We start from the raw sequence: 23,455 nt of genomic DNA, 5'->3' as shown, positions 1-23,455 counted from the left end.
ATTTTAATTTCAATTTGTTGTTGATTGTAACAAAGATGTCTATAAAGCTACCTATAAAGAAACGCAAGCCTTATGGAAAGCTCAGACCACCAAAATCAACAATCTGCTCAGCAGCAGCAACAACAACAGCAATACCAGCAGCAATATTACAACTACATGCCTACAGATAACATCAACACTTTTGCAACATTGCATCTGGTAAAGGGTATTCTCACGATCCTTTTATCCTTGTTTTTTCTATTATACATTTTTGTAGGGTCGGCATTAATGTTTGCTCCCATAGATAATCAATCAGACATGCCATTTAACCCAGGTACTTTTATAATTATTATAGGAGGATTTGGATTTGTAATCACAGTTGTTTTAGGCATTCTCACTATACTCGCCAGTAAATATTTGAGAGAGCGACGCAATTATAATTTTGTCTTTGCTATTGCTATTATCAATTGTATTACTGGGGTTTTAGGTATTATACTTGGGATATTTACCCTTTTAGATTTGAATAAACCTCACGTAAAAGCACAATTTGACGCTAATTCTTCCTCAGGAAATTGATATTTTGAAAAGCTTTATTTGAAATAGTTCCGCTTTCGCGAAAGCGGAATAAAAACCATCTTAATCTTAATTACATATAAGGTAAAAATCCATTAAGATAGAAGTACCTTTGCCGCTCTAAAATATGCATAATGGAAATTGAAGAATTTTTCACAAAACTAGTTTTTAAAGATCTTAATTACACTCAAAAAGAGGATCAAGTATTTTTGTTTCCATCCGAGGATTTCAAAACCGTCATTGAAAGATGTGCTCAAAACGGGATAGGAATTTTTAAAATTTTAGTTTGGAAAAATGATGAGGTTGCACACATTTTATCTCATGAAAAGTTCTTGAAAAAAGCAACTGATTTGCGCTGGGCAAAAACAGCATACTTTCAGCATGCACGAGAAGATGCTTCTTATTTATTTAGCGCAAATTTTAAAGTTTCTGAGAAACTGTTAGAACGAGCGTCACTTTTTGTTCCAAAAGTCAAGGACGAAGAGGAGTAAATTTCCACTTATTTATCAGGTACTAACTTGAATGGAGTCAGAATAATGATTTCACTAAATGAAAAGTAGGTTTTACTCATTCATAATTTTGAACGAGCCGATTCTGTTTTATTTTTATTTTATAAATTTAAAACGTTATGAAAACTTACCATCTCAAATTTGAAAACGAGTGTAATGAAAACTGGAGCGACATGCTACCAGATCACAAAGGCAGATTTTGTAAGTCTTGCACAAAAAGTGTAATAGACTTTACAAATAAATCTACAAATGAAATTCTTGATTATCTGAAAAAGAATAAGAATACTTGCGGTAAAATGTCTTCAAACCAGCTGGTACAACCTGTATTTCATAAAGAAAAGGATTTAATTTCAATTAATTATTCTAAAACAGCAACTAAATTAATGATCGCGGCTAGTATAGGTGCGGTTGCTTTGGGAAATGCCCAAGAAAGTACAAAAGCGTATTCTCCGACCTTTAATAGTTATGTGGAAGATATAAAAAGCAATACTGGTAACAAGGATAACAAAATTAAAAAGCCAGGCACTGTCGCAGAACAAAAGCTTCAAAATGCACCCATTATAAATTTAAAGATTAAAGGAGCGGTAAAGTCTAAACAAACTAATAAAAAGCTAGCGAAAGTAAAGGTCACTTTTTATGGATTAACTGATTATATTTCTACTTATACAGATAAAGAAGGTAATTATACGTTAAACGTGCCAGAGAATTTAATTCAAGAAAATAATCTCCTTTCTTACACTTTTCAAGGTGTAAGCGAATCTACCGAGGAAGATGGTTATAACTACAGTCATAGTTTTCAATCAAATGATATAATTATTTCAAGAAAACAGCTCTTAGATCAACAGGAACTTCTTGCAGAACACGAAGTCTTTTATTTGGGCGGTGCCTTTTATTCTGCTTATGAACCTAAACCATTAGTTTTTGTAAATGGACAGAAAGTACCTTTTAGAAAGTTAAATAGATTTTATAAAGGTAAAAAGACCGAAATCAACTTTGCTGGTATGAGCTTTAAATTCATAGTTGAGAAGCTTGCAATACAACTTTATGGAAATAAAGCTAAAGATGGCGTTTATTTATTTTACAATAAATTAAGTGAATGATCATTTCAAAATATCTCTTATGATTTTGATATGATGATGCGTATGAATCCCCATAAACTTTACGGTGTCATTGAGATTGAGCCATCCAAATAATGGGTGCTTAAAAGTTTTATCCTTTTCTAATGTTTTTAAACTTTCAATATTTGTCTTCACTTTTTCAAACTTCAATAAGAGTTCTTTTTTAGAGAGTTCACCTTCTGGGATGACTTGTTTAGGTGCGCGACCTTTACCTCTAGGCATGTAGCCTGTGTTCATGATCATGAACTTAATAAAAGAGAATTTTGGTTTGTAATCTTGAGGATTAGAGTTTTTAAGTACTTCTGGTATTCCTTCTAGCACTTTTAAGCTATGATCGATATGCCAGTAGGTTCCTTTTTGAGAGATTTTTTCTTTATGAATATCTCCTTTGTGAATAAAGGATTCTATTTCGTTCAGTTGATTTTTTAAACGCTCGATCATCTTTGAGTTTTCTTTCAATTTGATTAGTAAATGTTCAATATTACGATTTCTTTATCCTGAAATTGAAATGTTGAACCAGCGGTTTTACCTTTGAGAGCTTGTCCCATAGGCGAAGAGAGACTTATGGCAAAACAATCCTTACCTGCAACATGCATTTTACCCATTCCTGCTCCTATATAAAAGTGACCAGAAGGTAATAGTACCAACGCTCCAGGTTCTACTTTACTGCATATTTTATCAGGATCTATACGCAATATTTGATCTAATATTTTACGAGTTTCTGCGCCTTGTCTTTTAAATAATTCTTCCTCATTTTGAATCATCGCTCGACCAGTTTCATACTTATCGCCAGCACTGCTTTTGGTCTCGTTGCGTTTTGCATCCATTAAAGAATCTAGATTCTTTTTAATAGTGTTCAAGCGATCGCTTAAAATAGATAAGCAATAGGTATTTATCTCAATTTTGAATTTGAGATAGTCATTGTCATTCATAAATAAATTGATCTGTGAGTAAATATAAACTTATTGAGAAATTTAAGGCATTAAAAAACCTCTTATCTCAAATTGAAATAAGAGGTTAATCAATAATTTCATGATCAAATTATGGCAATAATACGTTTCCTATAGCATGAATTACTCCATTTGTTGCTGTGATATCTGTAGCAACAACAGTAATTACTCTACTATTAGCATCAGTAATAGTAACATTGTTAGTAGTGTTTATAGTGAACATACTACCTTGTGCCGTAGTAGGCATTAATCCATCTGTAATTGTCCCTGCACGAACAGCACCAGTAGTTAAAACGTGATAAGTTAGTACACCATCTAATGTACTTGTTGCAGATGCTCCTGCATCTCCCAATGCTAGAATATCGTTGAGGTCAGTCCATCCAGCATTTAATGGGTCTTCAGTAATCAAGGCATCAAATGAAGAATTCAATGGTGCAAAAACAGTAAGCGCAGCATTTTCATTATCTACCACAGATACTAATTCTTCTTGACTCAAAGCTGCAACAAGACTAGATAAATTTGGGTTGTACACAGCAAGGTCAGCAATGGTCGGTAAGGTTAACACTTCATCAATAACGTGTACAATTCCATTATCTACGTTTATATCAATCAGAGACAAGTCAAGAGTTGCATCATTAATGGAAGGATCTAAACCTGCCGTAATGTAGGCGTCATATGCATTACCATTTGCATTTGTAGCAGATGTTTTTACATAACCATCAGCTAGTTGGGCACTTCTAACAGAGGTTCCTAACACGTGATACAAAAGTGTCGTACGTAAAGCGTCTACAGGTACATCATTTAAAGTTGCAAAGTTGTTATCAATTAGGAACTCATTAAATGCATCATTAGTAGGCGCAAAAACAGTAAAAGTTCCATTTCCATCTAACACATCTACTAAACCAGCTCGTTCTATGGCAAGTCCTAGGGTTGAAAAGTTAGGGTTGCTTTTAGTAAGATCGTAAGCAGAATTACCTGGATCTACAACTCCATCATCGTCATCTTCACAAGAAATTACTGCTAAGCCTAAGAAAGCTAAAAACAAATACGTGGGGAATTTCATTAATTTTTTCATCATTTTGATTTTTTAGTTTCATCAAAGTAACAACAGGTTCTTAAGTGTTATGTCTAACTTATTGTTAAAATGATTAAACAAAATGTGAAAATGACATTATTTTAGCGCATTGATTTAGAATTGTTTAAAAGGTCAAACAAAATATTAAATAAAAAACAAGCACCTTTAAAAAAAGATTCTTGTTTAATAATTTGTAGTTTGATTTAATAATTTACATAGGACGTATAACGATATCTATCGTATGAATGATACCGTTAATAGCAGTGACATCAGTAGAGGTGATGTTTGCGATAGTCATTGAGCCATCTGTGAATTGAATTCCAGTCATCGTATCGATAACAAAAGGATTTCCTATAATAGTATTTACACTCAATCCATTGCTTATTTCTCCTGCTCTCAAACGATCATTTCCTAAAACATGATACAATAAAATATCAGACAAATTAGTCAAATCTAAAATGTCTTGAACAGTATCGATACTATCCATAGTGTCTAAATCTACTAATGCTTGAAAACCTTCATTGTCAGGCGCAAAAACAGTAAAAGGAGCTTGCATAGTCCCTATATCGCTCGACAAGGTGGAGTCTAATCCGTTAGCAGCCAAACCACTAGCCAGATTGCTAAAATCTGGATTTGCATTAATTAAAGTAGTTATAGTAGGTAAATCAAGTACCTCATCTATAATATGAACTACACCATTGGTTACATTAATATCTTCTTGTAAAGCTGTTGCGTTACCGTTAATTAAGATAGGTGAAGAAGCTTCGATATAAAGATCTAAGGATTCTATTTCTTCATCCTTAGCAAGTGTTTTTAAATATCCATTGGTAAGAACATCAGTTTCCAATCTTGTAGTAATGACATGATAAAGCAATACAGCTCTAAGCTGGTCTACTGGCACAGCAGCTACATCTGCAAAACCGTTGGTACTTAAAAACTGCATAAAAGCAGCATTGTTAGGAGCAAAAACGGTATAAATTCCTTGATTATCTAAAGTTGCGTCCAGACTAGTGCGTATTAGAGCCTCATTAAAAAGACTTAAATCAGAATTGCTTACAGTTAAATCGTAAGCAGAGTTATTCGGATCGATTCTGTTATCATTATCATCGGCATCTTCGCATGAAGTTATGGCTAATAATAAAATCAGAAGAGTAAAGGAGTATTTTTTTAATATTTTCATTAATTGCTAATCTTTTTCAGCTTGCAAAATAACGAAAACAAACTGTTTAAATTGTTTAAAATAAGCTCAAATCAATAGAATAGACTCTTTCATAGTTAGATTACTTTTTACAATAAGAAAAATCTAACGTTATGAAAAAAATTATCGGGAGTGCTTATTGTATTTTTGCAATATGGCAAAAGTAGTAGTAGGACTTTCTGGCGGCGTAGACTCTAGCGTTGCCGCATATTTATTAAAAGAGCAAGGTCATGAGGTGATCGGTCTGTTTATGAAAAACTGGCATGATGATACCGTTACCATAAGTGATGAATGTCCATGGTTAGAAGACTCTAACGATGCAATGCTCGTCGCAGATAAGTTAGGGATTCCTTTTCAGACGGTAGATTTGAGCGATCAATATAAAAAACGTATTGTAGATTATATGTTTGACGAGTACGCTCGTGGCCGCACACCTAATCCAGATGTACTTTGTAATCGGGAGATCAAGTTTGATGTCTTTATGGATATTGCCCTTGAACTAGGAGCAGACTTTGTCGCAACAGGACATTATTGCCAGAAAACTACAACAGTAGAAAACGGTCAAGAAGTTCACCATTTAATCGGTGGCGCAGACGCTAATAAAGATCAAAGTTATTTTTTATGTCAGGTATCGCAAAAACAGCTTGCCAAAACCCTTTTCCCAATTGGCCATCTTCAAAAGCCTCAAGTAAGAGAAATTGCCGCTGCACAGAACTTGATTACCGCTGGTAAAAAAGATTCTCAAGGATTGTGCTTTATAGGTAAAGTACGTTTACCAGATTTTTTACAACAGCAATTACAACATAAGGCTGGCGATATCGTAGAGATAGACGCACAAACTAGTCGTGAGAAAATGTTGGAATTAGTTCCAGTGGAAGAAATGGGAGATGAGAATGAATTGGTCTCGCTTTCGCGAAAGCGGAAATACCATCCCACAGAAGGAAAGGTAGTTGGGCAGCATCAAGGAGCACATTATTTTACTCGTGGACAGCGCAAAGGACTCGCCGTAGGAGGAACACCTGAGCCACTTTTTGTGATAGAAACTGATGTACTTACGAACACTATTTACGTGGGGCAAGGAAAACAACATCCTGGCTTATACCGTCGAGGACTTTTTGTAACCGCAGATGAAATGCACTGGATTAGAGAAGATCTGGAAATAGCAGAAGGTGAAACGATGGAAGTAATGGCGCGCATACGTTACCGTCAGACGCTTGAAAAAGCAACGCTACATCGAGCAGAAAATGGATTGTACGTTATTTTTGATAACGAGCAAAGCGCCATTTCTCCTGGACAATTTGTAGCTTGGTATCAAGAAAATGAGTGTTTAGGTAGCGGAGTGATAAGTTAATAGAATCTGAATTCGAATTCGAATTTGAATTTGAATTCGAACTTGAACTCGAACTCGAACTCGAATTGTAATTTGAATTCGAATTACAAATTTACTTAGAACTCAAACTTCGATTTTAAGACAGATAAAAGCATTTCCCTTTTCAAAAGGGAAAACAGGTTGGCGACGATTTCGGCACAGCCGATAGAGCAACCAAAAGGGTTTTACGAATGCCTAAATAAATGAATAACGATATTTTAAAAAAGGTTGAGAACAGTCCAATATTTTTGTGATAGATAAAACGTAAATTAGTGGTCATGAAAAAGCTAGTGTTGATATTATTTATTTTACGTTTTGTTACCTCTCACGCCCAAGATTTTCATGCATTAGTATTTTTTAATGATAAACCTAATACGGCAGCTTCATTAACTAACTTACAAACCATACTTACCCAAAGAGCTATAGACCGCAAAGCAAGGCACAACATCCCAATCGACGATCGGGACATGCCTATGAATCAGTCTTATATCGCACAAATAAAAACGCAACCAGGAATTACGTATAAGGCGCAATCTAAGTGGTTCAATTGTGTTCATGTAGTCGGTTCACCAGCAGATATTAATGCCCTAGCCAGTTTACCTTTTGTTTCAACTATTGATTTTACAGATCCTACTAAAAGTTCTTCCATAAGTAATGAGGATAAGTTTGCAAATATGGTGACCACACCGCTTGCATATGGGACAGCTAGAAATCAAATAGAAATGATAGGTATTGATGACTTACATAACACCGGTAATACTGGTTCAGGAATGCTCATAGCAGTCACTGACTCTGGTTTTCCTAATGTAGATGTGAATACAGGTTTTGCCCAATTGCGCAATAATAATGGTATTGCTGGTGGCTGGGATTTTGTAGATCGTGACGCAACTATTTATGAAGATCACTTTCATGGATCACGAGTATTGAGCGTTATGGCAGGTAATGATCCTGGTAACTTTGAAGGTACGGCACCAGACGCACGTTATTACTTATTTCGTACAGAAGAAGCATCACAAGAAACACCAGCCGAAATGTCTTATTGGGTCCAGGCTGCAGAGCGCGCCGACTCTCTTGGAGTAGATGTGATCAATGTTTCTTTAGGTTACTTAGGTTTTGATAACGCTGCCGAAAGTCTCAGCTATCAAGACATGAACGGTACAACAGCCTTTATCTCGCAAGGGACAAATGTTGCTTTTGAAAAAGGAATGCTGGTTGTTACCAGCGCAGGAAATTCTGGAAACAGCGCTACACATCCATACAACGCCGCTCCAGCCGATGCTTTTGGAGCGTTTTCCATAGGATCTGTGACTGCAAATGAGGTGAAATCTAATTTTTCTAGTATCGGCCCAACCTTTGATGGCCGGATACGTCCTGATATAGCTGCGCAAGGCAGTGCATCTGCAACTATAGATGAATCTGGAAATCTGGTCAGTAGCAGTGGTACGAGTTTTAGCGCGCCTACTATTACTGGTGCGATCGCTTGTTTAATGCAGGCTTTTCCTAATCTTACCCCACAAGAAATTATAGACGCTGTTCGCGCTAGTGCGCAACAATTTACCACGCCAGATAATCTTTTGGGTTATGGTATACCAGATTTTGGAGCAGCTCAACAAACCTTAAGTTTTAATAATTATTCTACAGCCCATTTCAATTATCATGTAAAAGATAAAATCTTGTATTTTAATACCGCTCAAGGCGAAAACCTAACATCTTTCCAGCTCTTTAACCTGCAAGGACAATTGGTTTTAGAACAAGCTACAACACAAGAAGGCTTTATCGACCTTAATCAAGTCTCTAACGGATTGTATTTTTTTAGAGTTGATCAAAGTGAGGATAGTCATAAATTGGTGATTCGATAATACTAATCCCAGGAATTCGACCTAACCAATGATCAAGGGTTTCAAAAATCACACTGAATTTCAAGTCATTCTCAGTAAAAAAAGATTCTCTTCAACCGAAGGGGAAAAGTTTAAGTCTCTTTGCTGCTAACGAAAAGGGTTTGACTCGATGCTTTTACCTATCTATTCTTACTTAAATTTGCACAAAGTAAAAAAGCTTAAAAATGCCTCAAAATAAAATCACCGAACTTTTTAACATCAAATATCCAATCATTCAAGGAGGAATGATTTGGGCAAGTGGTCGTAAATTAGTGACCGCAGTAAGTAATGCTGGTGGCTTAGGTTTAATAGGAGCAGGATCTATGTATCCAGAGGTGTTGAGAGAACATATTCAGAAAACCAAAGCTGGAACAGATAAACCTTACGGAGTGAACGTACCATTATTGTATACTGATCTGGAGGAGATACTTCAAATCATAATAGAAGAAAAAGTTCCTATTGTCTTTACCAGTGCGGGAAACCCTAAAACTTATACTAAAAGATTAAAAGAAGCAGGAATTACGGTTGTGCATGTAGTGAGCTCTGTAAAATTTGCAGTAAAATCACAAGAGGCTGGAGTAGATGCTGTGGTCGCTGAAGGTTTTGAAGCTGGTGGACATAACGGTAGAGAAGAATCAACTACATTGACTTTAATCCCTCAGGTAGCAAAAGCAATTGATATCCCATTAATAGCGGCTGGAGGAATTGCAACTGGTCGTGCTATGCTAGCCGCTATGACTCTCGGAGCAGATGGTGTGCAAGTAGGAAGCCGTTTTGTGGCAACTAACGAAGCAAGTAGTCATATTAACTTTAAAAAGGCTGTTATCGAGGCTGGAGAAGGTGCAACTCATTTGACTTTAAAAGAACTTGCACCAGTAAGAATGCTGCGTAATAAATTTTGGGATCAAGTTCAAGAGTTATATAGGACAGCACCTTCACCAGAAGACCTAAAAACTTTATTGGGAAGAGCAAGAGCCAAAAAAGGTATGTTTGAAGGAGATTTAAACGATGGCGAACTAGAAATAGGTCAGGTTTCTGGATTAATTGATGATATTATTCCTGCGGCACAAGTTGTCGAAGATATGGTGAAAGAATTCGAACTGGCAAGAATAGAGTTATTTAACCTTTCGTTACATGGCTAGAGCGCAAACAGTCGTAGAGGAGACGTGGAACGTAATTACACATGGATTAGGATTCTTGCTATTTGCTGCCATATCTATTGCACTATTTATTAATGCAGATTTATCTAAGGATTACATGATAGTAGGTTTAGTAGTCTACTGTTTATCTCAATTAATTCTTTATTGTGCGTCTACTACTTATCATAGGGCAAAAGAAGGCACCTTAAAGTTTAAGTTGCGCAAACTTGATCATATTTCTATTTACGGTTCGATAGCAGGAACTTATACGCCTATATGTTTAATAACCCTAGAACAAAGTAGTGGTTGGTATATACTTGCCGCAGTTTGGGGTATTGCTGTATTTGGAATTATTTGGAAATTATTTTTCACAGGGAAATTTGAAGCTTTTTCAAGTATCCTTTATCTAGTGATGGGATGGTTGATCGTTTTTGATTTGACTAATCTTATCGCTGCTTTCACAGAATTGCAAATGAATTTGCTTATTGCAGGTGGAATTTTTTTTACTGTAGGAATTGTTTTTTACGTCTGGAACAAACTTTATTTTAATCATGTGATCTGGCACTTGTTCGTTTTAGGCGGCAGTATTAGTCATGCTGCGATGGTCTGGTACGTAGTAGTTTGATCAACACCAAATTTCCATTCGTCGACACTTAAAGGTTATCCATCGACACTAAACGCGTCATTCGACTAACATTTTAAATAAAGTAATGAATTATTAATCATATTTGATAGTTTTAAAAGCTATTAGTGTGAAAAATGTCAAGTTAAAAGTATTACTTATTGAAGACGATGCGATCGAAGTTATGAAACTGAAGCGCGCTATTGTTAAGCTTGAATTAAATCACGATCTCATAGAAGCTAAGAATGGAGAAGAGGCCTTAAAAATCCTTAAACAAGATCATATTATACCAGATGTCATCTTTTTAGACCTGAATATGCCCAAAATTAATGGGCTAGAGTTTCTTAAAATTTTGAAAGAAGATGAAGTGTTGAAATATATCCCAACGATCATTTTAACTACTTCAAATAACCGTAGAGATGTGCTTGCATGTTACTCCACAGGTGTAGCAGGCTATATAATAAAGCCCCTTAAATATGAGGATTACGTTAATAAAATAAAGGTTACTTTAGACTATTGGTCGATGAATGAATTAATAAAAGCATAATGAAAGGAATAGTCTTTACAGAGTTTTTAGATTTAGTAGAAGATAAATTCGGTTTTGAAATGGTAGATACCATAATCAATAATTCTAATCTACCATCTAATGGCTCTTATACAGCGGTAGGAACTTACAGTTTTTCTGAAATGTTAAGTTTACTTACTAATTTAAACAAAGAAACAGGAATAGCGATTGAGGATCTGCTGCTCCTTTACGGCGAGCATTTTTTTAGTGTCGTAGAGAGAAGTTACTCCTCCTTTTTAACTCAATACAAAGATCCTATAGAAATGATATCTTCCATCGAAAATCATATTCATGTAGAAGTACGTAAAATCTATCCGGACGCAGAGTTACCGAGTTTCACTGTAGTAGATAAAACAGATACTACATTAGTAATGATCTATAAATCTAGTAGAGCCATGTCTTCTTTTGGAAAAGGGCTTATGAATAAGACTTTTGAATATTTCAATACTAATGCAACTATTTTAGTAGAAAATATTAAGGAAAACGGTACGGAGGTAAAATTCAGTATTGCCACACATGGATAATGATAAAATCAAAATTTACGAACGAGCACTTGCGCGAGAGAAAGCTGCAAGGAAAGAAGCCGAACGTATACTTGAAGAAAAATCTAAAGAACTCTATTTAAAATCTCAAGAGTTAAAGGTTTCCAATGAAAAATTAGAAGAGTTATTACTAACTAAAACATCTGAGCTTAAAGGTGTTTTTGGGAACATAGTAGACGCTTATGTAGTAATGGATCTAAACGGTGTTGTCATAAGGATGAACAATGCCGCACAAGATTTATTAGGTTATTCCACAGATACAAAGTTGAATTTATTTTCTCTCGTCCTACCTGAGGAACAAGTTAAAGTTCTTACCAGTTTTAAAGAGTTTTCTGAAAATGGGTCAATAACAGATTTTCAAGTCAAAATAAAAGTAGCTAGTGGCGCGGTAAGGCTTGTTCATATCAATGCCAGTATTATTTTTAATGGCAAGAATCAGCCAGTTGCAGCACAAGGTATAGTCAGAGATATCACAGAAGAAAATGCCGCTCAGAAGCTATTGCTTGAATCTCAAAACAGACTTTCTACCCTTATCAGCCATCTTCATAGTGCAGTTCTATTAGAAGATGAAAATCGTAACGTGGTAGTTACTAATCAAAGATTTTGTCAATTTTTTAAAATTCCTGTTTCACCTGAACAAATGGTAGGTGTTAATTGTGCAAATGCAGCTGAGCAAAGCAAAAGTCTTTTCAAGAACCCTGAAGAATTTGTAGAAAGAATTAACCATTTGACCGATGAAAAAAAACAAGTTTTATCAGATGAACTTTACTTAGTTGACGGTAGAGTGTTAGAACGCGATTTCATTCCTATTTATGAAAACGATGAATACCGTGGTCATTTGTGGACTTATCGAGATGTGACTCTCAGGAGAAAATACCGTGAAAGTATTGAAGCAGAGCGTCAAAAATATAGCAACATTATCGCAAACATGAACTTGGGTCTCATTGAGGTGGATAATGAGGACAACATTATTATGGTCAACCAGAGTCTAGAACAAATGTCTGGATATTCTAGCGAGGAGTTAATAGGTCGCAGAGGTAAGGATGTTCTACTAGTAAAGGATGACCTTAAAATATTAGAAAAAGAAAATAGCAAACGTATAGAGGGATTGTCAAACTCCTATGAAGTAAAGATCAAAGCCAAGGACGGTTCAATTAAATATTGGCTTATTAGTGGGGCACCTAATTATAGTATTAACGGTCAGGTAATTGGTTCCATCGGAATCCACTTAGATATTACTCAACTTAAAAGTCTCGAGCTTCAAAAGGAAAATCTGCTGAAAAAACTTGAGAATAGTAACGAAGAGTTGCAAGAATATGCACATGTAGTTTCTCATGATTTAAAATCCCCTTTGCGCAGTATAAGTGCGTTAATGAGCTGGATAAAGGATGACAATGAAGGTAAATTATCTTCCGAAACTTTAGAGAATTTTAAAATGATAGACGCGACCTTAGAAAAAATGGAGCAGCTCATCTCTGATGTTTTAGAATATTCTAGCATAATAAGTAACAAGGAAACTGTTTCTGAAGTTGATTTAAATAAGGTAATGGATGATATCGTAACCTTACTTCATTTTCCAGAACACATTGATTTTAACGTAAAAAAAACATTACCCACTTTAAAAGTAGATCGAGTAAAAATTCAACAATTATTTCAAAACTTGATAAGCAATGCTATTTCCTATTGCGATAAAGAACAAGGAATTATCGAGGTTAATTTTGAAGAAAATTTGAATGAATACAAATTCTCTGTAAGGGACAATGGTATTGGAATCGATAAGGAGTACCATGATAAAATATTTCAAATATTTCAATCATTAAATAAAAGAGAGAACTCTACAGGTATAGGTCTATCAATCGTCAAAAAGATTGTTGATTTATATAATGGTAAAATCTGGTTAGATAGTAAAGTAGGAGAAGGAACAACGTTTTATTTTACCATAGAAAAATAAAGAGATGAAGACAGTACAGCTACAAAAACGAGCAGGTGGAGAATGGCACTACTTAGGAAAGAAACAACATCTAAATACTCCTTTAGTATTGATCTTTGGTAACCGTTTTTTATTAGAAGATGAGAGTCTTTTTAATGAGGTTCGAGGTATGTTTCCAGAAGGGAATTTGGTTTTTGGATCTTCTTGTGGTGAACTAGTTGGCAGTTCAGTAAATGATAAACATATAACAGTTACTGCAATAGAATTTGAACGAGCTACTTATGAAGTACAACGATATAATGTACACGATACAAAAGAAGATAGTGAGAAAGCAGGTCGAGAAGCTGTAAAACAGCTAACTCAAGAGGGATTGAAACACGTATTTGTAATTTCTGAAGGAAGTTTTGTAAATGGCTCAGATTTGACCAAAGGAATGCAAGAACACCTTCCTAAGGTTCTTATAACTGGAGGATTATGTGGAGATGATGATCGTTTTGAGAAAACTTTAGCTTCATTCAATGAAACGCCTAAGGAAGGAGAGATCATTGTTATAGGATTTTATGGAGAAAGTTTAGAAGCTTCTTTTTCTATTTACGGTGGCTGGACGCCTTTTGGTCCTGAAAGATTAGTAACAAAATCAGATGGTAATATATTATACGAAATTGATGGAAAACCAGCTTTAGATTTGTACAAAACATACTTAGGTGATAAAGCAAAGGAACTACCAGGATCTGCTTTGATATATCCTTTAAATGTTAAGAGTCAGGAGAATAAACAATCCTTTGTTCGCACAATTCTAAATATAGACGAAGAAAAAAATGCTATGATTCTTGCAGGCGATGTGCCTGTTAATTCTACTGTGCAACTTATGATGACAAACATGGATAGTATCGCGGCGGCTTCAGAAACTGCAGCCATAAGAGCAATGGAAGGACGTATAGAGCCACCACATCTGGCCTTACTTATAAGTTGTATAGGACGTAAATTAGTTCTAGATCAGAGAATTGAAGAAGAAATAGAAGAAGTAAGAGGCATAATAGGAAATGAAACGATAATTGCTGGAATGTATTCTTATGGAGAAATAGCTCCTTTTTATGGAGAACGCAGTTGTAAATTACACAATCAGACCATGACTATAACTTTAATAAGTGAATAAATGAATCCACTTTTAAAGAGGCAAATCCGCAAGTATTTTCCAGACGATCTTAAAGATCGAGAAGACATGCATTCTTTTTTTAAAGCGGTTTCTGCGTCTTATGATAATCTTGATGATCAGTTTAAAATGACGCAAAGGGCTATGAAAATAAGCTCAGATGAACTTTTTGAGGCAAATAAAGCTCTGAGAGAAGAGACTAAACAACAACGTTATTTGTTACTCAAATTACAATCGGTTATTAATGCAGTAAAGCCGTTTGAAAATAATAAGAAAGGCGGCACTGAAATCAAGCTTACCGATAAGAAAAACTTAGCTAACTATATAAGTGAGCAGGCAGAGCAATTGATTAAAGTAAACAAAGATCAAGAAAAGCTGCTAGAAGAACTAGCTCTTCAAAATCAGGAGCTTAATGATTATGCTCATATTGTTTCACATGACTTGAAATCGCCATTAAGAAGTATAGAGGCTCTGGTGAGTTGGATCAAAGAGGATTATGAAGAAGTTCTAGGTGATGAAGGTAAAACGCATTTGTCCTTAATCGTCTCACATTTGGAAAAAATGGATTCCTTAATTTCTGGGATTTTAGAATATTCTTCGATAGATAAGGAGATAAGAACAGAGCATGAGCTAGATTTAAACACATTGGTTCGTGAAAATATAAAATTACTTCACATACCGGATCATGTAAAAATAGTAGTGCATTTACTTCCTACCATTAAAGGAGATCCAGTCAAATTGCAACAGGTTTTTCAAAACCTAATAGACAACGCAGTCAAAAATATGGATAAACCTAATGGCCGCATTGATATTATATCAAGAGATCTAGAATCAAAGTATCAGTTTGAAATAAAAGATAATGGTAAAGGCATTGAACCTGCTTATTTTGATAAAATTTTTCAAGTTTTTCAAAAACTTGAGAACGACTCTAGCAGTACAGGAATCGGACTCTCCATTGTAAAGAAAATTATCATGTTTTATAAAGGAGAAATTTGGATTGAAAGTCTTCCTGGCGTTGGAACTTCCATATTTTTTACATTACCTAAATCCTAGTTCATGGAACAACCTAATCTAGATTATATTAATGAAATTGCTGGTGGAGATCCTACGTTTGTCGATAAATTACTCGACGTTGTAAAAAAGGAATTACCAGAAGAGATACAGTTGTACGAGAAGAATTTTAATGATTCCGCTTTCGCGAAAGCGGCAGAAAACGTACACAAATTAAAGCACAAACTAGGAATATTAGGACTATCTCAAGGATATGAGCTCGCCATAGCTTATGAAGAAGAATTGCGTAACGGTAAAAGTACGCTCAAAAAAAAATTTGACTCCTTACTTGATTCCTGTAATCGTTTTATAAGTGATTTATAATATGTAAATTGCTTTATAATCAAAAATATTTCAATTTGAATTGTATTATAATTGATGATGAGGCTGCAGCGAGAACTATCATGACTCATTTGTGCAGTCAGGTGGAAAACCTTGATGTAATCGAGGAGTTTCCTAATGCACTAAGTGCAATGAAGTTTCTAAGAAAAAATGATATTGATCTAATATTCTTAGATCTTCATATGCCTGATTTTAGCGGTTTTGACTTTATAGAAACACTGCGTAATCCACCTAAGATTGTTCTAACTACATCAGATAGAAATTTTGCGATTGAGGCTTTTGAATACGATTGTATTGTAGATTATCTACTCAAACCTATAACCTTACCTAGGTTTTTAAAATCTATTGAGAAAGTACAAAAGAAAGAGGTCACTCCATCTCTTAAAAAAGAAATAGCGCCGTCTTCAAGTGGTGTTTCTGCTCCAGAAAAGGAAATGTATGTCAATATTGATCGCAGGCTCGTCAAAATAGAATTTGAACATATTTACTTAATTGAGGCAAAAGGAGATTATGTTTTAATAAAAACAGAACACAAAAATTACACGGTTCATTCTACTCTCAAAAAAATAGTTGAAAAGTTACCAGAATCTTTATTCCTGAAAGTACACCGTTCTTATATAATTAACATCAATAAAATTATTGATATAGAGGATAATAGTGTGTTGATAGAAAAGAATGTGATTCCTATAAGCAGGTCTAACAGACCAGAATTAATGCGTAGGTTGAACTTACTTTAAAATTCTCTGATTTTACTCAACGATGTTAAACTACCACTCGACGACACCAAAATGGTGCTAATCGTAAATTAAAATTTAAGGCGACATAGCGTTTTACTTTTGGCTTATAAATCAAATAAGTCATGAATAAAATTATTTTAATTGTCGCGTTGTTGATAAGCTTTATTGCGCCATCTCAAAACTATCAATACCTAGGAACATTTAGTTCTGACGGGACACCAGATTATTTAGAACCAGTAGATGATGTGATTACTGGAGATTTTTTACAAATGGTGAATAATGCTCTTCCAGAAAGTTATCCTGTGCCAGATTTTAATCCACAGTACATTTCTTCTGGTTATGATACTGATATTCTACTAGAAGATCAGGCAGATGTCTGGGTAACCTTTGTTGCAGAAGGAGCTGGATATAAAAATGTATTAGGTTTTTACACTTATGATACCTCAATTACAAATCATCCAGCACCTAGTGCAAGCGACATAACAATCATTTTCCCAAATGTCTCTGCACAATGGAGTGGTGGTGGACTACTTGCTGGAAATAAGGTTCATATAGGCAGGTTTCCAGCAGGTACAGGAATAGGTTGGGTTCTTTTAGCTAACGGTTTTCAAAACAATCAAGTAACAGCAGGACAATGGCAAGTATACTCTAATGAGGACTATAATCCAGAAAATGATCCTTCTTTGAGAAAGCATAATGTTCTTTTGAATGATGATGTAAATGAGAGAATTATACTAGGTTTTGAAGATATACGTCGTGATTATGCCTCTTGTGATCAGGATTTTAATGATGCTATCTTTTACATCACGGCAAATCCTTATACTGCTTTAAAAACAATCAATTTAACTCGTCCAGATGCTTCTGGCTCTAACACGGTTTCTTCAGGAAATAATGGCGGTCTAGAAAGTAATGGAGACCTAGCTAGTTTAATTGCTAAGCGCAATTTAAATAGACTGAAGGATAATAACCAGATGTCTAAAAAAGCTGCTCAATCATCTTTTCTTGTAAAAAGTGGGACAATTAATAGTCTAGACGGTTATTTACCATTAACTGGTCAGTATGGAACAGAAAACCCTCAATATTCTACACCTACAGATTTATTAGGAATTACAAATGCAAATGAAGTCCTTGCCGTAGATTATTATCAACAAGCAAATCGTGTTGCTGCTGTGCTTGCAACAGACACTCAAAATGGAGTTTATGATCATTCTAAAGCCATTTGTGACCGATTGAATAATTCTACATTAGATGATGTAAGAACGGTAACTGCGAGAGGTCACCAGCTCTTAACTTCTACAATCATACGCGATAATGGATCTATAGAATATTCTGTAAGCTTTTCAATTAAATTAGGAGCAGTAGAAAATGATTTATACAGTTACTGGAGTATTGACCGTTATCCAGCAGGAGATTATAACAATTATCAAATTTGGGGTAGTTCTTATGCTCAAGTATTTCATATAGTGAATCATATATTAGATACTTACACAGCACAGAAAACGTTGAACAGTCTAACTTTAAATAATCTAGTTCCTCCAGTTTTTGTGCGTAATGGGTATTATGAAAATGGTAAGTTACACCTTGAGATTAATAATTTAAACAGGCTTTCTTCAGTCTTACTAGATGCAAATTTGAAACAAACTGAAGTAGCTGGTCTCATTCCTTATTCTAACTCCATAAGTTTAACTGGCGATTATATTCAAACCGTAGAAGTAAACACCGGTGGGATATTTGATGCAGGTGTTTCCCTTTCAACTGGACCGAATGAACAAATTGATGCCTTGTATCTGGCAGATGGTCCTTGGGGAACTGATTATATAGATGGAGAAGTTATGGTCAACAGTTTTGACATCACCTCTACAAGTTCTTTTCCTGCTAATGATACCTATTATGTAGAAAGAAATCCAACGATTCAAGGTAACATTAAAGAAACGCTCAACCTGTTTAGACATTTAAAAGCAGGTGATCAATTAGTTGACGTATCAGATTATGACCAGATGTCTTTTGAAGTTAGTAACTCGTTACCTATAGAGATTGTTCTGATTACTGATGAGGCCATAGCTTGGTCAGCTCGTTACCGCTATACGATTCCAGCGCATGCAATGCCTGCAAATGTTACCATTGATTTTGATGATTTTATCAATCCTGCTGGTATTTCTAGCGCTAGCGATCACTTTAGGTCCATAGTGTTTTCTATGAGTGGCGATTACAATACATTTCAGCCTTTTGATTTGAGCATCAATGATTTGAAATTTCAATTGAATAGTACTTTGAGTGTAGATAATGCAAGCTCAATAAATCAAGCAGCAGTAAGTAATTATCCTAACCCTTTTGTGAATACAACTACTTTTCAGTTAGCTAAAGAAAGCGAAAAAATTACCCTAACGCTCTTTGATCTATCAGGTAGAGTAGTAGATGTTCAGAATATGACTACCGAGCAAGGAAACCTTACTGCGAGATATTCACAAGCTTCGTTACGACCAGGAATTTATGTTTATAGAATTACAGATGATGGAAATCAAAGTTATTCAGGTAAGATCGTTAAAGAATAAACCCATTACAATTTACTTAAACTTAAACCATCACTTCTACGAGTGGTGGTTTTCTCTGATGTATTAAATCAGATGTATAACAATAATTTTATCTACGCTTTCGCGAAAGCGGAATAGTATCTATTTCTTAACAAATACCACATAGTTTCTACTTGTTTAAAATAGGTTTATCTTATTTCAAAAATTCACAAACAATAAAATATAATGATATGATTACAAAGGTGTTATTATGTAAGATTACTGGCTTACTTGAAAAGTAAATCTTTTTCTAACAGAACCCAAACCGTTATATGTTTACAGTTGTCTTTTGATCAACAACAGTAATAAGGTTTTTAAACGTCCAGAGACACTGTTTTGTATAGTTTTTTATCTCTCAAATCTTTCGTTTTCTGACATATTTATCATTCCGATTCCGTTTACAAACCATTGACCATTTTTCAAAGTCATTTTTATGTTCAATTTGAAGTCCTTCCACTCTTTTCCTTGTACTCTTATAAGATCAGATTCTTTATGGGACGTATCTACTTCAAATCCATTTTCTGGATAATCTTGAGCGTCAAAAATGGGGTCTGCACCTATACCTAATTGAGGTTCTTGTTGATCAGCTTTAGCAATGGTTCTTTTAAGTTCTTTTTTGAATTGTTCTGTAACCTGGGACTGTTCATCGATCCAGTCTTTTAGTGTGATTTCAGGATTTAAATCATTGCAATAGTCCACATACTTATTAATAAAACTTAATGCAGTTTTTATTGCTGCAGTTGAGGTCTCCCTTGGTTCATTATCAACTTTAGCTTCCTGCGAGCTAGATTCTTCACAAAAAATAACAGTCAAAAATAGAAGTAGTGATAAGGTCCTCAATATGGTTTATTTAAATGACTCACTTGTGGTATCAAGATGAGTTGCAGATTTAAGCACTAAATTTAATAATTATATCGCAGATACAAGATTTGTAAGGACTTTTGCAAATTGGGAATGAGCTGCCTAAAAAATGTTTTCCATCTCAACATCTGGTACACCTTAAGGTCCAACATTTGTTTTAAAATTAGGATAGATTGTAGAAATTATATAGAAATAAAGAGCTCATAAATCAAATTACTGACTTCTGAGCCTCAAAAATTAGTGTCTAAATTTAATGAAGAAAAAGGTTGTTTTTTACCTCAGTTCTTTGTTGTGGTGCGTTTTTATTTTTGTTTCCATTTTTTAAATCCGACTACGTCATCTCTAATTTCTTTTTGCCATTTTCTTCCATATTTTTCAGTTAGATGGTCGAATATTTTCCAATTATATTTTTCCATACAGATTTCTGAAGGTTGGACACAGCCATAGTCATAAAACGAAACATTAAACTTTTTCTCAAAATCAACATCAGTCAGAATATGCACAGGTGCAATTCCTCCAGCAAGTAATAAAATCGGTTGTCCATTTTTAATATCAGATTCGGCAAATTTGACAGCTTTATTACAATCAACATCCTCACTAAAAATCAGATTTCCGATATTCCTAAATTTTTCTCTATCAGAAGCCGATTCTTGGCTGAAAGAATAAAAACTAAATCCTATTAGAATCAAAGTCAGTAATTTTCTCATATCTTTTAAATAAATATTCTCCAAATTTTAAAAAATGATATAATTGTTGCAAGAATTGAAATTAACATTGCAAAAGATAATAATAATCTATTTTCTTTTTTTCTTAAATAGTTGGCACCAATTATAAACCCAATTAAAGATATAATTCCGAAATAATATTTATAACTAAACTTCAATTCCGATAATCCAAATAACGCTCTTGTTTTTCCAGTTGACTGAATATAATCTTGATAAGTATTTATGTTTACTTTTATAGAAAAAATCAAGCAAATAAAACTCACGAATATTATCAAATAAATTATCTTTTTTCTATCCATAATTTTTATTCAGCAATCGTAATTTGATGTGTTTCGAGAGTTCTTCTCAAATGCACCACAACTTGTTACATCAACTCAAATGTACACTTTATCCCGCAAAAAAAATTTAGGGGTTAGCGCGTACAACGATAGCCGATATGACATGAAAACAGAGTCTGCTGTGTTTGTTTTTCTTAAACCCTAATGAATAAGAAAAAGCGAAAATTAACCGTTCTTAACTTAAGACTACACCTTTTATCTTATCTAAACTATTTTAAATAGCTCTGTAACCTCTAGGCTTCTTGCTGTAGAATCGTTCTCGACTGCGCTCGAACTGACTTTTTTTAGTTTTTATTAATCATTAATCATTAATCATTAATCATTAAACTTTAACCATTAACCATTAACCATTAACCATTAACCATTAACCATTAACCATTAATCACTAATCACTAATCATTAATCACTATTCCTCAGGCTTGATTTCATTGAGTTCTATATTTTTGCTAGCAGCATATTGATAGCCGCTTTCCCACCAAAGTTTCATTTTTTCTTTTTTGAAGACTAAGGAATTCGTAGTAAGTACAGTAGGAGTGTAGTAGAGGTTAATTATCGCATCATGATTATTTGCAACGTATTTCCCTATGGTAATGTTTTGCTTTTCAATGCGATCCATCATAAAACCATGCAAATTAGAAATAAGAGAAAAAACATTTTTAGAAGGTAAATTGTTATAGTACATCACTTCCGTTTCTAGGATAATGACATCTACTTCTGTTGCTCCTCGATCTATAGCCTCTTTAATAGGAACCATACTTCCAAAACCTCCATCAGCATACTCGCAGCCATTTTTTCTCACCAGACTCATAAATGGAATGTAGTTGCAAGAAATCCAAATCCAGTCTATAAAATCTTCATAATTAAAGTCCTTGATGGATTTGTATTCGGTTTCATTCATGGAAAGATTAGAGACCGTAACTACTACATCCTTTGCACCGTTTTGTAATTCTTGAAATTCTTCTGGAGTAAGTGTTTTTTTAATCAGCTTTCTAAGATTTCTACTTTCACCAAAAGTTTTTGAGCCTCTAAGAAAATTACGTAATACCTTAAAATGATTGATACTAATTTGATCCTGACCGTATTTGTCTCGCTTTACAAGAAACGGTCTGCGATTAAAGATAGAAGATTGATTAACGCTCGTATAAACTTCTTTGATCTTATCGATTTTATTTAATGCTAGATGAGCAATAAGTAAACTACCTGTAGACGTTCCTATATAAAGATCGTAGGTATGTCCTAATTCTTCTTGCAGGTATTGAGCCACTCCACCACCGAAGGCTCCTTTGCTTCCTCCACCAGAAATTACAAGAGCTTTCATATTTATATTATTTCCCTTCAGACTCTAAGATAAGGCTGTCATAGATAGTAGTTCTGATCTTAGAGGAATTGATAAATCCATCGCCAAAACCAGCGGCATCATACTTTCTAGTAAGCGAGGTGTTTTTCTCTACTTGAGCACGTGTCTTGCCATCACTTATTGCCTTTTTGATATTCTTTTTTAAATCTTCCAGCATAGGAATATAAGCAGCGAGATCATCATAAGAACCAAGCGGCCCATGCCCAGGTACTATCTTTGTTTCTTCATTAATAGTACTCAGCACTTTTTTCTGTGCAGCGATATATCCTGAAATAGAACCACCAGATTTTAAATCTATATAAGGATAACGACCATTAAAAAATACATCTCCCATGTGCACTACGTTGCTTTTAGTTAAATAAATAAAACTATCGCCGTCAGTATGAGCATTGTGTACGTGAATAATTAAGTTGTTATCATCTGGTAAAGAAAGTTCATAGTCTTCTTCGATTGTTTTCTCTGGAAAGAAACGCTCTTCTTTTTCACTTTCTTGTAGCCTTGTCAATACATTTTTATGAGCGATAACAATTGTTTCTTCTGTATTAAAATTACCATTTCCTCCAGTATGATCGCCATGATGGTGTGTATTGATCAAATAACGTATCGGACTATCTGTGATATTTTTGATAGCTTCTTTTATTTTTTCACTCAATGGTGCAAATTGCGAGTCTATCATGACCACTTCGTTTTCAGAAACTTGTATGAGAATATTGCCGCCGGCACCTTGTAGCATATAAACCTGATCGGTTATTTGTGTAGTGGTAATTTCTACTCCTTTAAATCGGTCTTGACCATGTGACCAGAAGCTGGTGATGATAGCCAGCGTAAAAAGTAATTTTTTCATTTTTAGATTCTATTTAGTGGTAAAACTATAAG

General features: G+C 34.5%; 23 protein-coding genes. 15 read left to right on the top strand and 8 right to left on the bottom strand.

What is annotated here, in order from left to right; genetic code table 11:
- Positions 1–72: 72 nt before the first annotated feature.
- The 3 genes from DDD_RS00185 to DDD_RS00175 all read left to right on the top strand — a co-directional run bounded on the left by DDD_RS00185 (position 73) and on the right by DDD_RS00175 (position 2,161).
- Positions 73–555, top strand: coding sequence for a hypothetical protein (locus tag DDD_RS00185; protein WP_015360662.1), 483 nt, complete (start codon positions 73–75; stop codon positions 553–555).
- 131 nt (positions 556–686) lie between these two features.
- Positions 687–1,043: a hypothetical protein gene (locus DDD_RS00180; protein ID WP_015360661.1), complete on the top strand. Its 357-nt coding sequence runs from the start codon at positions 687–689 to the stop codon at positions 1,041–1,043.
- A 137-nt stretch (positions 1,044–1,180) separates the two neighbouring features.
- The gene (locus DDD_RS00175) at positions 1,181–2,161 is read left to right on the top strand and encodes a TonB-dependent receptor (RefSeq protein WP_015360660.1); all 981 of its coding nucleotides are present in this window, start codon (positions 1,181–1,183) and stop codon (positions 2,159–2,161) included.
- Here the strand turns inward: DDD_RS00175 and DDD_RS00170 are convergent, their stop codons facing one another.
- The 4 genes from DDD_RS00170 to DDD_RS00155 form a co-directional block, all read right to left on the bottom strand.
- Entirely contained in the window at positions 2,162–2,638 is a 477-nt protein-coding gene (locus DDD_RS00170; protein ID WP_146250806.1) for a hypothetical protein, read from the bottom strand.
- A gap of 5 nt (positions 2,639–2,643) precedes the next feature.
- Positions 2,644–3,111, bottom strand: a complete 468-nt coding sequence (locus DDD_RS00165) for a transcription elongation factor (RefSeq protein WP_015360658.1) — start codon at positions 3,109–3,111, stop codon at positions 2,644–2,646.
- Between the two features lie 109 nt (positions 3,112–3,220).
- Entirely contained in the window at positions 3,221–4,207 is a 987-nt protein-coding gene (locus DDD_RS00160; protein WP_015360657.1) for a fasciclin domain-containing protein, read from the bottom strand.
- Positions 4,208–4,415: 208 nt separating this feature from the next.
- A complete protein-coding gene (locus DDD_RS00155; protein WP_015360656.1) occupies positions 4,416–5,384 on the bottom strand; it encodes a fasciclin domain-containing protein in 969 nt (322 codons plus the stop codon).
- 172 nt (positions 5,385–5,556) lie between these two features.
- Here DDD_RS00155 and mnmA point away from each other — a divergent pair, with 172 nt between their 5' ends.
- The 12 genes from mnmA (at position 5,557) to DDD_RS00095 (ending at position 19,280) form a co-directional block, all read left to right on the top strand.
- A complete protein-coding gene (gene mnmA, locus DDD_RS00150) occupies positions 5,557–6,753 on the top strand; it encodes a tRNA 2-thiouridine(34) synthase MnmA (RefSeq protein WP_015360655.1) in 1,197 nt (398 codons plus the stop codon).
- Between the two features lie 296 nt (positions 6,754–7,049).
- Complete coding sequence (locus DDD_RS00145) at positions 7,050–8,630, top strand: S8 family serine peptidase (protein ID WP_041566802.1); 1,581 nt, start codon at positions 7,050–7,052, stop codon at positions 8,628–8,630.
- A gap of 203 nt (positions 8,631–8,833) precedes the next feature.
- On the top strand, positions 8,834–9,790 hold the full coding sequence (locus tag DDD_RS00140) for an NAD(P)H-dependent flavin oxidoreductase (RefSeq protein WP_015360653.1): 957 nt from the start codon (positions 8,834–8,836) through the stop codon (positions 9,788–9,790).
- Positions 9,783–10,412 (top strand): PAQR family membrane homeostasis protein TrhA, encoded by a 630-nt coding sequence (gene trhA, locus DDD_RS00135; RefSeq protein ID WP_015360652.1) that lies wholly within the window; start codon positions 9,783–9,785, stop codon positions 10,410–10,412. Before DDD_RS00140 ends, trhA begins: the two co-directional genes overlap by 8 nt.
- Before the next feature lie 127 nt (positions 10,413–10,539).
- Entirely contained in the window at positions 10,540–10,956 is a 417-nt protein-coding gene (locus DDD_RS00130) for a response regulator (protein WP_015360651.1), read from the top strand.
- Positions 10,956–11,498 carry a heme NO-binding domain-containing protein gene (locus DDD_RS00125; RefSeq protein ID WP_015360650.1) on the top strand — a complete coding sequence of 181 codons (543 nt, stop codon included), beginning with the start codon at positions 10,956–10,958 and terminating at the stop codon, positions 11,496–11,498. Before DDD_RS00130 ends, DDD_RS00125 begins: the two co-directional genes overlap by 1 nt.
- Complete coding sequence (locus DDD_RS00120; protein WP_015360649.1) at positions 11,491–13,467, top strand: PAS domain-containing sensor histidine kinase; 1,977 nt, start codon at positions 11,491–11,493, stop codon at positions 13,465–13,467. Before DDD_RS00125 ends, DDD_RS00120 begins: the two co-directional genes overlap by 8 nt.
- A gap of 4 nt (positions 13,468–13,471) precedes the next feature.
- The gene (locus DDD_RS00115) at positions 13,472–14,602 is read left to right on the top strand and encodes an FIST signal transduction protein (RefSeq protein ID WP_015360648.1); all 1,131 of its coding nucleotides are present in this window, start codon (positions 13,472–13,474) and stop codon (positions 14,600–14,602) included.
- A complete protein-coding gene (locus tag DDD_RS00110; RefSeq protein ID WP_015360647.1) occupies positions 14,603–15,652 on the top strand; it encodes a sensor histidine kinase in 1,050 nt (349 codons plus the stop codon).
- A 3-nt stretch (positions 15,653–15,655) separates the two neighbouring features.
- Positions 15,656–15,973 carry an Hpt domain-containing protein gene (locus tag DDD_RS00105; RefSeq protein WP_015360646.1) on the top strand — a complete coding sequence of 106 codons (318 nt, stop codon included), beginning with the start codon at positions 15,656–15,658 and terminating at the stop codon, positions 15,971–15,973.
- Positions 15,974–16,008: 35 nt separating this feature from the next.
- The gene (locus DDD_RS00100) at positions 16,009–16,728 is read left to right on the top strand and encodes a LytR/AlgR family response regulator transcription factor (RefSeq protein ID WP_015360645.1); all 720 of its coding nucleotides are present in this window, start codon (positions 16,009–16,011) and stop codon (positions 16,726–16,728) included.
- A gap of 122 nt (positions 16,729–16,850) precedes the next feature.
- Complete coding sequence (locus DDD_RS00095) at positions 16,851–19,280, top strand: DUF4114 domain-containing protein (protein WP_015360644.1); 2,430 nt, start codon at positions 16,851–16,853, stop codon at positions 19,278–19,280.
- A 366-nt stretch (positions 19,281–19,646) separates the two neighbouring features.
- Here the strand turns inward: DDD_RS00095 and DDD_RS00090 are convergent, their stop codons facing one another.
- From DDD_RS00090 to DDD_RS00070, 4 genes are all read right to left on the bottom strand, one after another.
- Positions 19,647–20,111, bottom strand: coding sequence for a hypothetical protein (locus DDD_RS00090; RefSeq protein ID WP_041566801.1), 465 nt, complete (start codon positions 20,109–20,111; stop codon positions 19,647–19,649).
- A 350-nt stretch (positions 20,112–20,461) separates the two neighbouring features.
- Positions 20,462–20,866, bottom strand: a complete 405-nt coding sequence (locus DDD_RS00085) for an FEKKY domain-containing protein (protein ID WP_146250807.1) — start codon at positions 20,864–20,866, stop codon at positions 20,462–20,464.
- Positions 20,867–21,628: 762 nt separating this feature from the next.
- Positions 21,629–22,540 (bottom strand): patatin-like phospholipase family protein, encoded by a 912-nt coding sequence (locus tag DDD_RS00075; RefSeq protein WP_015360641.1) that lies wholly within the window; start codon positions 22,538–22,540, stop codon positions 21,629–21,631.
- A gap of 7 nt (positions 22,541–22,547) precedes the next feature.
- Positions 22,548–23,423: an MBL fold metallo-hydrolase gene (locus DDD_RS00070; RefSeq protein WP_015360640.1), complete on the bottom strand. Its 876-nt coding sequence runs from the start codon at positions 23,421–23,423 to the stop codon at positions 22,548–22,550.
- Between the last annotated feature and the right edge of the window lie 32 nt (positions 23,424–23,455).

Source organism: Nonlabens dokdonensis DSW-6, from assembly GCF_000332115.1.
Lineage (GTDB): Bacteria > Bacteroidota > Bacteroidia > Flavobacteriales > Flavobacteriaceae > Nonlabens > Nonlabens dokdonensis.
This window is presented reverse-complemented; position numbering and strand designations above follow the sequence as displayed.